The organism is Streptomyces sp. NPDC057302 (assembly GCF_042667685.1).
GTDB lineage: Bacteria > Actinomycetota > Actinomycetes > Streptomycetales > Streptomycetaceae > Streptomyces.
Genome location: NZ_JBHUZJ010000141.1, coordinates 1 through 11,781, shown reverse-complemented (window position 1 = coordinate 11,781; position 11,781 = coordinate 1). Strand labels below are relative to the sequence as shown.

Annotated in this window: 10 protein-coding genes; 6 read left to right on the top strand and 4 right to left on the bottom strand. The window is 70.2% G+C overall.

Features of this window, described 5'->3' with window-relative positions:
- Positions 1-47: 47 nt before the first annotated feature.
- Positions 48-566 (bottom strand): DUF4245 domain-containing protein, encoded by a 519-nt coding sequence (locus ACFUPX_RS43120; RefSeq protein WP_383335052.1) that lies wholly within the window; start codon positions 564-566, stop codon positions 48-50.
- A gap of 196 nt (positions 567-762) precedes the next feature.
- Here ACFUPX_RS43120 and glpX point away from each other — a divergent pair, with 196 nt between their 5' ends.
- On the top strand, positions 763-1,794 hold the full coding sequence (glpX, locus tag ACFUPX_RS43115) for a class II fructose-bisphosphatase (RefSeq protein WP_383335050.1): 1,032 nt from the start codon (positions 763-765) through the stop codon (positions 1,792-1,794).
- 86 nt (positions 1,795-1,880) lie between these two features.
- On the opposite strand, the gene ACFUPX_RS43110 is transcribed toward glpX, so the two are convergent.
- Together ACFUPX_RS43110 and ACFUPX_RS43105 are read right to left on the bottom strand one after the other, a co-directional pair.
- Entirely contained in the window at positions 1,881-2,261 is a 381-nt protein-coding gene (locus ACFUPX_RS43110) for a WhiB family transcriptional regulator (protein WP_383335048.1), read from the bottom strand.
- Between the two features lie 132 nt (positions 2,262-2,393).
- Positions 2,394-3,077 carry a DUF1707 domain-containing protein gene (locus ACFUPX_RS43105; protein WP_383335047.1) on the bottom strand — a complete coding sequence of 228 codons (684 nt, stop codon included), beginning with the start codon at positions 3,075-3,077 and terminating at the stop codon, positions 2,394-2,396.
- Positions 3,078-3,257: 180 nt separating this feature from the next.
- Here ACFUPX_RS43105 and ACFUPX_RS43100 point away from each other — a divergent pair, with 180 nt between their 5' ends.
- The gene (locus ACFUPX_RS43100; protein WP_383335045.1) at positions 3,258-4,928 is read left to right on the top strand and encodes a fumarate hydratase; all 1,671 of its coding nucleotides are present in this window, start codon (positions 3,258-3,260) and stop codon (positions 4,926-4,928) included.
- Positions 4,929-4,937: 9 nt separating this feature from the next.
- On the opposite strand, the gene ACFUPX_RS43095 is transcribed toward ACFUPX_RS43100, so the two are convergent.
- Positions 4,938-6,488 (bottom strand): ricin-type beta-trefoil lectin domain protein, encoded by a 1,551-nt coding sequence (locus ACFUPX_RS43095; protein WP_383335043.1) that lies wholly within the window; start codon positions 6,486-6,488, stop codon positions 4,938-4,940.
- 122 nt (positions 6,489-6,610) lie between these two features.
- On the opposite strand from ACFUPX_RS43095, the gene ACFUPX_RS43090 reads away from it, so the two are divergent.
- From ACFUPX_RS43090 to ACFUPX_RS43075, 4 genes are all read left to right on the top strand, one after another.
- On the top strand, positions 6,611-8,023 hold the full coding sequence (locus ACFUPX_RS43090) for a class II fumarate hydratase (protein WP_383335041.1): 1,413 nt from the start codon (positions 6,611-6,613) through the stop codon (positions 8,021-8,023).
- A gap of 67 nt (positions 8,024-8,090) precedes the next feature.
- On the top strand, positions 8,091-8,777 hold the full coding sequence (locus ACFUPX_RS43085; RefSeq protein WP_383335039.1) for a DUF402 domain-containing protein: 687 nt from the start codon (positions 8,091-8,093) through the stop codon (positions 8,775-8,777).
- 127 nt (positions 8,778-8,904) lie between these two features.
- Positions 8,905-9,597: a class I SAM-dependent methyltransferase gene (locus ACFUPX_RS43080; RefSeq protein ID WP_383335037.1), complete on the top strand. Its 693-nt coding sequence runs from the start codon at positions 8,905-8,907 to the stop codon at positions 9,595-9,597.
- Positions 9,598-9,652: 55 nt separating this feature from the next.
- Entirely contained in the window at positions 9,653-11,743 is a 2,091-nt protein-coding gene (locus tag ACFUPX_RS43075; RefSeq protein ID WP_383335035.1) for a SpoIIE family protein phosphatase, read from the top strand.
- Positions 11,744-11,781 lie beyond the last annotated feature (38 nt).

Genomic DNA, 11,781 nt, shown 5'->3' with positions numbered 1-11,781 from the left:
CCCCGGCTTCAGTGCCGGGGCCCTCCCTCGTTGCTGCTCCAGAACCGTCAGGACGTCTTCAGCGCCTGCGCCATCTCCGTCAACTGCCCGAACGACGCCGTGCCCGCGATCACCGTCGTCGCGCCCTTGTCCTCGCGCACCAGGGCGTCGTACGTGGAGCCCTCGTAGCGGTGCCACGTCTGACCGTCGATCTTCTCGGTGGCCTTCGTCCGCACGGCCCGCTGCGTGGCCTCTTCGATGAACTTGACCGGCTTCGCCGTGGACTGCTTCAGCACGACGTACTCACCGGACGGGTCGAGGAAACCCAGGTGCCAGCTGTCGCCCTTGGAGCCGTCGTACCGCACCGACGTCGGCTTCCACGCCTTGGCCAGGCCCTCGGGGGCCGCCACCGGATAGGCCGCCGCCCGGCGCGCGGTCAGCAGCTCCACGCGGTAGTCGACGCGCTTGACGGGGCTCTTGGAGTCGTCGTGCGGGACGAAGACGTAGATCGCGCCGGCGACGAGGGCGATCACCGCCATCGACCACAGCATGTTCCGTACGGTCTGCTTGCCTTGTCTGCCTGCCACGCCCCCATGGTCTCAGGCCCCGGACGGGGCTCTTCCCCCGGTGCACCCCAAGCGGCCCCCCGAACGACTTCCCACGCGGCCCCCGGCGTCCGATCCGCTCATGCGTGGGGCCCTCTGCTCATTTTGTCGGCCTACGGATAGAGTCGTGGCACACCCTCATCCGGCCGTCGTCGTATCAGCAGAAAGGTGCGCTCCGATGACCGAGCATCATCTCCCTTCCGAGCTCGAAGTCTCTCCCGAGGCTCCCGACCGCAACCTCGCCCTGGAGCTCGTCCGGGTCACCGAGGCCGCCGCCATGGCCGCCGGCCGCTGGGTCGGACGCGGTGACAAGATCGGCGCCGACGGCGCGGCCGTCAGGGCCATGCGCACCCTCGTCTCCACCGTCTCGATGAACGGCGTCGTCGTCATCGGTGAGGGCGAGAAGGACGAGGCGCCGATGCTCTTCAACGGAGAGCACATCGGCGACACCACCGGCGCCGAGGTCGACATCGCCGTCGACCCGATCGACGGCACGACCCTCTGCGCGAAGGGGATGCCGAACGCCATCGCCGTGCTCGCCGCCGCCGACCGCGGGGCCATGTTCGACCCGTCCGCGGTCTTCTACATGGACAAGCTGGTCACGGGCCCGGAGGCCGCGGACTACGTCGACATCAACGCCCCGGCGTCCGTCAACATCCGCCGCGTCGCCAAGGCCAAGGGCCGTTCGCCCGAGGACGTCACGGTCATGATCCTGGACCGCCCCCGCCACGAGGGCATCGTCAAGGAGATCCGCGAGACCGGCGCGCGCATCAAGTTCATCTCGGACGGCGACGTCGCCGGTTCGATCATGGCCGTGCGCGAGGGCACCGGCGTCGACATGCTCATGGGCATCGGCGGCACCCCGGAAGGCATCATCTCGGCCTGCGCGATCAAGTGCCTGGGCGGCGTGATCCAGGGCAAGCTGTGGCCCAAGGACGACGCGGAGCGCCAGCGCGCGCTGGACGCGGGCCACGACCTGGACCGCACGCTGTCGACGACCGACCTGGTCCGCGGGGACAACGTCTTCTTCGTCGCGACCGGCATCACCGACGGCGAACTGCTCCAGGGCGTGCGCTACGCCGCGGAGACCGCCTCGACCTCGTCCCTGGTGATGCGCTCGAAGTCGGGCACGATCCGCAAGATCGACTCGGACCACCGGCTCGCGAAGCTGCGCGCCTACAGCGCGATCGACTTCGACCGCGCCAAGTAAGGTCACCAGAGCGCGAGTTGCGCACACCGGAGGGGGCGCCCCGTGCGGGGGGCGCCCCCTTCGGCGTACGGAAAGAGCTGCCGCGCCTATCCGGCGGCGGCGACAGGCCCCGCGGCCGTGTGCGCGGCCTTCTGGAGCTCCACCTCGCGCCGGCGCCGCCTGGCGAGCACCACGCGGCGCTCCGCGGCCGTGAGGCCGCCCCAGACGCCGTACGGCTCGGGCTGGAGCAAGGCGTGCTCCCGGCACTCGACCATCACCGGACAGCCGCCGCAGACGCGCTTCGCGGCTTCCTCCCGGGACAGGCGTGAGGCGGTCGGCTCCTTGGACGGGGCGAAGAACAGCCCGGCCTCGTCCCGTCGGCACACCGCCTCGGTGTGCCATGGAGCGTCTTGGTTCCTATCGCGCACTGGCACCCGCGGGGCCGGAACAGCGGCGACCTGCAGGGACTGATGCGACGGCTGCAGCACGGGTCTACTCCTGACGACGGCTTCGCGAGCGAGAGACGATGCAGCAAGCTCTACCCGCTGTGCACACGCCTATGCACTGAGTTCCGATGTCCGGAAGTTCGCGCCACCGGTGTCTGACCGGATGCGCCCCCTTCAGTGGCCGAGATGCTTGCGCAGCTGCTTGTGCAGGTCGCGGACGAGCTTGCCCCGCTTGGGCTTCGCCTCGATGTTGCCGAGGACCGCGAAGCCGTCGACGAAGACGACCGGGGCGTCCCGCTCGGCCGAATCGAGCGTGTCCACCTCGAAGTTGCCGAGCACGCCCGTGCCGTTGCCCCGCAGCGAGACGTTCTCCGGCACGCGGACCTCGACGTTGCCGAAGACGGAGACCGCCTTGATGACGACCTGGCGCTGCTCGAAGATCGCCTCGCTGAGGTCGATCTCCACGTTGCCGAAGATCGCGTACACGTGCGTGCGCCGGCCCACGCGCCAGCGGCCCTTGCGGACGGAGCTGCTGAAGACCGCGACCAGGTTCTCGTCGGCGACCGGGGGCACCACGCCGTCCGAAGGCCGGGAGGGGGCGGGTTCGGGCGTCACCGTCGGGTACGTCGCCCTGCCCGCCGCGGGCAAGTCGCTGACCAGCGGCTCCAGTTCACCCATGGTCTTGGCCCGGTAGACGCCGTCGATCCGCTCGCCGTGCTCCTCGGCGGTCAGCCGCCCCTCGGCGAGCGCCTCACGGAGGATGTCCGCCGTGCGGTCCCGGTCGGCGTCCGACGCGCGCAGGCCCGCGGGCGGCTGCGGTTCCGGGTGGGTCTGCTGAGGGCGCTTTTCTAGGTCCACACCACTCAGCGTACCCAAACGCGATAGATCGCGACTACCCCCCGAACCGCCCCAGTGAGCCTTGCCCCGTTCTCTACTGAGCCTTACCTCACAAGCTCTGCCCGCTTCGCGCGCTCTACGCTGGTTGGCGCGTCGCCAATGGAGGCCGCGCCGCTGTCTGCCGAGTGAGGAATGGCCGTAATGCCAGAGTTTGAGTACGCCGATCTGCTCCCGCTGGGAGAGGACACCACGCCGTACCGGCTGGTGACCTCCGAGGGTGTCTCCACTTTCGAGGCCGACGGGCGGACGTTCCTCAAGGTCGATCCCGCGGCGCTGCGCACGCTCGCCGCCGAGGCGATCCACGACATCCAGCACTATCTGCGGCCCGCGCACCTGGCCCAGCTGCGGCGCATCGTCGACGACCCGGAGGCCTCGGGCAACGACAAGTTCGTGGCGCTCGACCTCCTGAAGAACGCGAACATCGCGGCAGCGGGCGTGCTCCCCATGTGCCAGGACACCGGCACGGCCATCGTCATGGGCAAGCGCGGGCAGAACGTCCTCACCGAAGGTGAGGACGAGAAGGCGCTCTCGCACGGCATCTACGACGCGTACACGAAGCTGAACCTGCGCTACTCGCAGATGGCTCCCCTGAACATGTGGGAGGAGAAGAACACCGGCTCGAACCTCCCGGCCCAGGTCGAGCTGTACGCGACCGACGGCGGCGCCTACAAGTTCCTCTTCATGGCCAAGGGCGGCGGCTCGGCCAACAAGTCGTTCCTCTACCAGGAGACGAAGGCCGTCCTGAACGAGGCCTCCATGATGAAGTTCCTGGAGGAGAAGATCCGCTCCCTGGGTACGGCCGCCTGCCCGCCGTACCACCTGGCGATCGTCGTCGGCGGCACCAGCGCCGAGTTCGCCCTGAAGACCGCGAAGTACGCCTCCGCGCACTACCTGGACGAGCTGCCCGCCTCGGGGTCGCCGACCGGGCACGGCTTCCGTGACAAGGAGCTGGAGGAGAAGGTCTTCGAGCTGACGCAGAAGATCGGCATCGGCGCGCAGTTCGGCGGCAAGTACTTCTGCCACGACGTGCGCGTGGTGCGCCTGCCGCGCCACGGCGCCTCGCTGCCCGTCGCGATCGCCGTCTCCTGCTCGGCCGACCGCCAGGCCACCGCGAAGATCACTGCCGAGGGCGTCTTCCTGGAGCAGCTGGAGACGGACCCGGCGCGCTTCCTGCCGGACACCACGGACGAGCATCTCGACGAGGCCGCTGACGTCGTCGAGATCGACCTCAACCAGCCCATGGACGCGATCCTCGCCGAGCTCACCAAGCACCCGGTGAAGACCCGCCTCTCGCTCACGGGACCCCTCGTCGTGGCCCGCGACATCGCGCACGCCAAGATCAAGGAGCGCCTGGACGCGGGCGAGGAGATGCCGCAGTACCTGAAGGACCACCCGGTCTACTACGCGGGCCCGGCCAAGACCCCCGAGGGGTACGCGTCAGGCTCCTTCGGCCCGACCACCGCGGGGCGGATGGACTCCTACGTGGAGCAGTTCCAGGCGGCGGGCGGCTCCAAGGTCATGCTCGCCAAGGGCAACCGCTCCAAACAGGTCACCGACGCCTGCGACGCGCACGGCGGCTTCTACCTGGGCTCGATCGGCGGCCCCGCCGCGCGCCTCGCCCAGGACTGCATCAAGAAGGTCGAGGTCGTCGAGTACCAGGAGCTCGGCATGGAAGCCGTGTGGAAGATCGAGGTCGAGGACTTCCCCGCGTTCGTCGTGGTCGACGACAAGGGCAACGACTTCTTCCAGGCGCCCGCCGAGTCCCCGACCATCCTCAGCATTCCGGTACGGGGACCCGGCCAGGCGTTGTAGGCCGACCGGTTACGCGAAGCGCTGGCTCGCCGACCCGTTGCACTTCTGGAGCTTCAACGGCTCCTTCGGGGAGGCGAGTCCCAGGCACAGACCGGTGTCGGCGGCCGGGCGCAGGGTGCCGGCCTCACGGACGAACTTCTGGTTGGCGCCGCCGTGGCAGTTCCACAGGGTGACGGCGGTGCCTTCCTTGGCCGTGCCGGGGACGTCCAGGCAGCGGTCCTGGGTCAGGCCGGTGTGCACGGAACCGAGCCCGGCGTCGTACCACCAGGTCTGGTTGCGGTTGCCGGTGCAGTCCCAGCCCTGCACCTTGGTGCCGTTACGGCTCTTCGACGCGTCGACGTCCACGCACGTCCCCGTGGCCTCGTTCTTCAGCGGCTTGTACGCGTCGCCCCAGACGCCCTGGTGGAGCTTCGGGCTCCCGGTGCTCGCCGGGTCCGCGCAGCCGCCCTCGCTCCAGCCGGAGGCGTAGAGCTGCGTCAGGCAGGAGGCGAAGGCCGCGTGGCCGCGGGCGTTGGGGTGGAAGGACTGGCGGACCGAGTTGGAGTCCGGCGGGAACGGGTTGGAGAGGTCCACGTAGAGACCGCGCGCCCAGGTGTCCTCCATGCAGACCTCGTGCCCCTGGAAGAGGCGGGAGTTGTCGAGGTAGGTGGCGCCCGCCGCCCTTGCGGCCTTGCGCATGCCGGTCTCGAAGGCGGGCACCGCGTAGTTGCGGCCCCACTCGGTGTCGGAGTCGTAGCCGAGACCGCCGCAGGCCAGCTTGCCCGGGAACGCGGGATTGTCCCTGAAGTCCGGGCCGATCGGGCTCGGGTAGCCCATGACGACGAGCTTGTAGTCGCCGCCCGCGTATCCCGCGTCCTTCATGACGGTCTTCAGGTCGCGGATGGACTGCTCGACCTTGGGCACGAGCGCGTCGACCCGCGCCTGCCAGCCCGCCGTGTACTTGCCCGCGCAGGCGCCCTGGCTGAGCAGGAAGCGCGTCACGCAGTCGGTCATCACCGGCGAGAACTCGAGGTCGTCGTTGGCCCCGATGACCAGCATGACCGCCTTGATCTTGGTGTTGCGCGCCTTGATGGCGAGATTGTCGCTCTGCACCAGCTCGTCGGGGTACTGCTTGGACCCGCCGATCTTGATGTTGACGGTCTGCGCTCCCGAGCAGGCGACGTTGTACGTCTCGTCCGCGGGGATGCCGGTGCGGTGGATCGCGGCGTCCGGGGAGCGGTGGCACCAGTTGTCGGGGCCGTTGGTGCCGGGTTCGTACGTCCCGACGCCCTCGCCGGAGATCTCGCTGTCGCCGAGCGAGATGAGCCCGGTCCTCCGGTCGGCGAGCGGGCGCTCTGCCGGGTCGCCGTAGAGCTTGGTGGCCTCGTCCGCCCGGATCTTCTCCAGCTCGGGCGACAGGGGCGTGGAGGAGGGGGCCGCGGGTGCGGCGCTCCCCCGGCCCGTGCCGTCCGCCGCCTGGGCGGGTGTGCCGGCGACGGTGCCGAGCACCGCCGCCATCGCCACGGCCGCCGCGAACGTACATCGCAGCCTGCTCTGCCGGTCGCGTCTGCTGCGCTTCATTGCGCCTCCCCGGTTTGGTGTTACCCACGGTTTTTACTGGTGAGTAAGAGCATTGGGAATACCTAGAACAAGACAAGTGCTCAACTTTTCAGCGAGGTCTGACGGAGAGGTAGGTTCGAGGCATGACCAGCGACGCCAGCGCGAGCGACAGCGGTGAGTACCGGATCGAGCACGACTCCATGGGCGAGGTGCGGGTTCCCGCGCACGCCAAATGGCGTGCGCAGACGCAGCGGGCGGTGGAGAACTTCCCCGTCTCCGGGCAGCGTCTTGAGCGCGCGCACATCGCCGCGCTCGCCCGGATCAAGGCCGCGGCGGCGAAGGTCAACGCGGACCTCGGAGTGCTCGACAAGGACGTCGCCCAGGCGATCGCGGACGCGGCCGGCGAGGTGGCCGAAGGGCGCTGGGACGAGCACTTCCCCGTGGACGTCTTCCAGACGGGGTCGGGCACGTCGTCCAACATGAACACGAACGAAGTGCTCGCGACGCTGGCCACGGAGCGTCTTGGCAAGGACGTCCACCCGAACGACCACGTGAACGCCTCCCAGTCGTCGAACGACGTCTTCCCCTCCTCGATCCACATCGCGGCCACGGGCGCCGTGACGCAGGACCTGATCCCCGCGCTCGACCATCTGGCGACCGCCCTGGAGCGCAAGTCGCGGGAGTTCGCCGACGTGGTGAAGTCCGGTCGCACGCACCTGATGGACGCGACGCCCGTGACCCTCGGCCAGGAGTTCGGCGGGTACGCGGCGCAGGTGCGCTACGGCATCGAGCGGCTCAACTCCTCGCTGCCGCGCCTGGCCGAACTGCCGCTGGGCGGCACGGCGGTGGGCACCGGCATCAACACCCCGCCCGGCTTCTCGGCCGCCGTCATCGACGAGGTGGCGCGGACCACGGGGCTCCCGCTGACCGAGGCCAGGGACCACTTCGAGGCCCAGGGCGCGCGCGACTCGATCGTGGAGACCAGTGGGCAGTTGCGGACGATCGGTGTCGGTCTGACGAAGATCGCCAACGATCTGCGCTGGATGGCGTCGGGCCCCCGGACCGGGCTCGCCGAGATCAACCTGCCCGACCTTCAGCCCGGTTCCTCCATCATGCCGGGAAAGGTGAATCCGGTTATTCCGGAGGCGGTCTTGATGGTCGCCGCACAAGTCACCGGCAATGACGCGACGGTCGCCGCCGCGGGGGCCGCGGGGAACTTCGAGCTGAATGTGATGCTTCCCGTCATCGCCAAGAATGTCCTGGAGTCCGTGCGGCTGCTCGCCAATGTGACGCGGCTGCTCGCCGACAGGACGGTGGACGGAATCACCGCGAATGCCGAACGGGCCCGTGAGTACGCCGAGTCCTCGCCTTCCGTGGTGACTCCGCTGAACAAGTACATCGGGTACGAAGAGGCCGCGAAGGTCGCCAAGAAGTCCCTGGCGGAGCGGAAGACCATCCGGGAGGTCGTAGTCGAAGGCGGGTATGTCGAGCGCGGCGAGCTCACGCTGGCGCAGTTGGACGAGGCGCTGGACGTGCTGCGGATGACACGGCCGTAGGGCGCGGATTCCTTTACGCCCGGCCGGGTTCTGATGGGTCCGTCCGGGCGCCCACTAATATCTCCGCATGACAGACCTCACCACGCCGCCAACGACGAGCAGCGAATCAGCACGCTGGGCCCCGGGCTCCCATGTGCTGTGGCGGTACAAGGAGAATGCCGGGGACCGGATCCACATCTGCCGGCCCGTCACGGTCGTGCAGGACACCGAGGAACTGCTCGCCGTATGGATGGCCCCCGGGACCGAATGCGTGAAACCGGTGCTCGCCGACGGGACTCCCGTTCACCATGAGCCCCTCGCCACGCGCTACACAAAGCCGCGTGCCCTGCTCAGGGACCACTGGTCCGGCACCGGCGTACTGAAGTTGGCCAGGCCCGCGCAGCCATGGTCGGTGTGGTTGTTCTGGGACCCGGGATGGCGGTTCAAGAACTGGTACGTGAACCTCGAGGAGCCGCGGGCCCGTTGGTCCGGTGGCATCGATTCCGAGGATCACTTTCTGGACATCTCCGTACGTCCGGACCGGACTTGGCAGTGGCACGACGAGGATGAATTCGCCCAGGCTCAGCGGGCCGGACTGATGGGCGCGGGAAAAGCGGCGGAGGTAAGGGCCGCCGGGGACGCGGCCCTCGACGTGATTCATTCCTGGGGGCTGCCTTTTTCGGACAACTGGCAGCACTGGCGACCCGACCCGGATTGGGCGATTCCACCCCTTCCGGACGACTGGGATCGCACGCCCGCTCATGTGACGTCATGAGACCCTTGATGCGCCCCCATGGTTCAAACGTAGGATCGTCCTCCGCAAGGGCGCACAGCAGCAACTCAGCAGCAACTCCCTGAGCTTGCGCGTTGCCTGACAGAGTGTCATCGAAGGGCGGCAGAACGTGAGCGAGGCGAGCGAGTTCGACGGGTACGGCGGGCCATCCGGCCCGCTGCCCGACCGGACGGGCCAGGCCGAGGCCTTCGACGCCATCGGACAGCACTACGACGACGCCTTCCCGCACAAGGACGGCCAGCGGGCCGCCGGGCAGCGGCTCTCCCAAGCGCTGCCGCCCGCGTCGAGGATTCTCGACGTGGGCTGCGGCACGGGGCTTCCGACCGCAGGTCAGCTCGCCGACGCCGGGCACTTCGTCCTCGGCGTCGATCTCTCTTCCGGCATGCTCGACCTCGCCAGGAAGAACGTGCCTGCGCCCAACGCCGAATTCCGGCAGCTTGACGTGTCCCGACTGCGGGCCGAAGGTCCCGACGGGGTCGGCCAGTTCGACGGAATCACGGCGTTCTTCGCGCTTCTCATGCTGCCGCGCGCCGAGATCCCGTACGCTCTGCGGCTGCTGCACGGACTGCTGCGCCCCGGTGGCCTGCTCGCGCTCTCCATGGTCGAGGCCGACCTGGACGACGCGGCGATTCCGTTCCTGGGGCACACAATCCGGGTATCCGGATACCTGCGGGACGAACTGCGGCAGGTCGTACGTGACGCGGGATTCGAGATTCTCGACGAGGACACGTACTCCTACGCCCCGGCGAGCACCGACGTACCACCCGAGCACCAGCTCTTCCTGCACTGCCGACGCGGCTGACCAAAGTAGCCACCGGACACCAAGGCGCAGCCCCGGACGGACGGATTCGAAACGCGTGACGGAGCACTCCATCCCCGACGAGGGCCGACAGCCCCGAGCTGCCCGGCCCGCAGCCCCCGCGGATCCCCGCGGGGCGCAGGCGCGTGCCCCGAAGGCGCGGGACACCCCGGGCGCGGCCGCCGTGCCCGCACAGGCCCAGGCCCGGACGGACGGCTGCACCGCGAGCCCCAGCGACGAGCACTCCCAGTCGTCGGGGCCCTCGGGACAGCAGGCCGACCCGCACCGCCCGCGCCCCGACCAGGAGGCCGGTCCCGGCGCCCGCCACGGCGCCGAGGGCCCCGAAAGCACCGACGGCGCCCTCCCGGGCGCCCCGGGCGGTGAGGAGCGGCGTACGGGACAGCCACGACCGCCGGGCTCAGGTCCCGCGGCGATGCGGCGCGACGGCGACCGGCTGCGCTTCGTGGGCGCCGCGACCCGGCGCATCGCCCGCGGCATCGACCTGGACGAGATCGTGATGGGCCTGTGCCGGGCCACGGTGCCGACGTTCTCCGACGCGATACTGGTCTATCTGCGCGACCCGCTGCCGGTCGGCGAGGAGCGGCCGAGCGGAGCCCTCGTACTGCGCCTGCGCCGTACGGACCGGCTGCGCTCGATCGAGGAAGGCGCCGAGGAGCCCGACACCGAGGGCGGCAACTCCCTGCCCGCCCTCCAGGTGCAGGCCGATCTGGTGACGACCTCGGAGCTGTGCGAGGTGCGCCCCGGCGGCGCCCTCGCCGAGGTCCTGCGCGGCGTACGCCCGGTCTTCGCCGACGCCCCGGCGGCCCGCGCCGCACTGCCCGAGCTGCTCGGCGACGGCCGCACCGTGCCCTTGGGGCAGCGCACGATCCTCGCCCCGCTGCGGGGCAGGCGCCGGGTGATCGGCGCCGCGGTGTTCCTGCGCCGCCCCGACCGGCATCCGTTCGAGGCCGACGACCTGCTGGTCGCCGCCCAGTTGGCCACGCACAGCGCGCTCGGCATCGACAAGGCCGTGCTGTACGGCCGCGAGGCGTACATCGCCGACGAGCTGCAGCGCACGATGCTGCCCGAGACCCTGCCGCGCCCGACCGGCGTCCGCCTGGCGTCCCGCTATCTCCCGGCCGCCGAGACGGCCCGGGTCGGCGGCGACTGGTACGACGCGATCCCGCTGCCCGGCAGCCGGGTCGCGCTGGTGGTGGGCGACGTCATGGGGCACTCCATGACCTCGGCCGCGATCATGGGCCAGCTGCGGACGACCGCGCAGACCCTGGCCGGGCTCGACCTGCCGCCCCAGGAGGTCCTGCACCACCTGGACGAGCAGGCCCAGCGGCTCGGCTCGGACCGGATGGCGACCTGCCTCTACGCGGTGTACGACCCGGTGGCGCACCGCATCACCATCGCCAACGCGGGCCATCCGCCGCCCGTCCTGCTGCATCTGGGCGGCCGCGCGGAGGTCCTGCGGGTCCCGCCGGGCGCCCCCATCGGCGTGGGCGGCGTCGACTTCGAAGCCGTGGAGCTGGACGCGCCCGCGGGCGCCACCCTGCTGCTCTACACGGACGGCCTCGTCGAGTCCCGCCTGCGGGACGTGTGGACCGGCATAGAGCAGCTGCGCGAACGGCTCGCCGCCACCGCCCAGTTGACGGGCCCGGACCATCCGCCGCCCCTGGAAGCCCTCTGCGACGACGTGCTCGACATGCTCGGCCCCGGCGACCGGGACGACGACATCGCGCTGCTCGCCGCCCGCTTCGACGGGATCGCGCCGAGCGACGTCGCGTACTGGTACCTGGAGCCGGAGGACGCCACGCCCGCCCGCGCCAGGCGCCTGGCCCGCAGCGCCCTGGAGCGCTGGGGCCTGCAAGAGCTGACCGACTCGCTCGAACTCCTGGTCAGCGAGGTCGTGACCAACGCCGTGCGGTACGCGTCCCGTCCCGTGACCCTGCGCCTGTTGCGTACGGACGTCCTGCGCTGCGAGGTCGGCGACGACGTGCCGCAGCTGCCGAGGCTGCGGCAGGCGCGGGCCACGGACGAGGGCGGTCGCGGCCTCTACCTGGTCAACAAGCTGGCCCGGCGGTGGGGCGCGACGCGGCTGAGCACCGGAAAGGTGGTGTGGTTCGAGCTGAACCACAGCTGAGCCCGGAGCGGTTCACGGCGAAGGCCCCCGGAAGCGAT

What these genes read in the sequence shown, in the direction of transcription:
- glpX (WP_383335050.1), top strand. Translation starts at nt 763, where the DNA reads ATGACCGAGCATCATCTCCCTTCCGAGCTCGAAGTCTCTCCCGAGGCT.
- ACFUPX_RS43100 (WP_383335045.1), top strand. Translation starts at nt 3,258, where the DNA reads ATGCCAGAGTTTGAGTACGCCGATCTGCTCCCGCTGGGAGAGGACACC.
- ACFUPX_RS43095 (WP_383335043.1), bottom strand. Translation starts at nt 6,488, where the DNA reads ATGAAGCGCAGCAGACGCGACCGGCAGAGCAGGCTGCGATGTACGTTC.
- ACFUPX_RS43090 (WP_383335041.1), top strand. Translation starts at nt 6,611, where the DNA reads ATGACCAGCGACGCCAGCGCGAGCGACAGCGGTGAGTACCGGATCGAG.
- ACFUPX_RS43085 (WP_383335039.1), top strand. Translation starts at nt 8,091, where the DNA reads ATGACAGACCTCACCACGCCGCCAACGACGAGCAGCGAATCAGCACGC.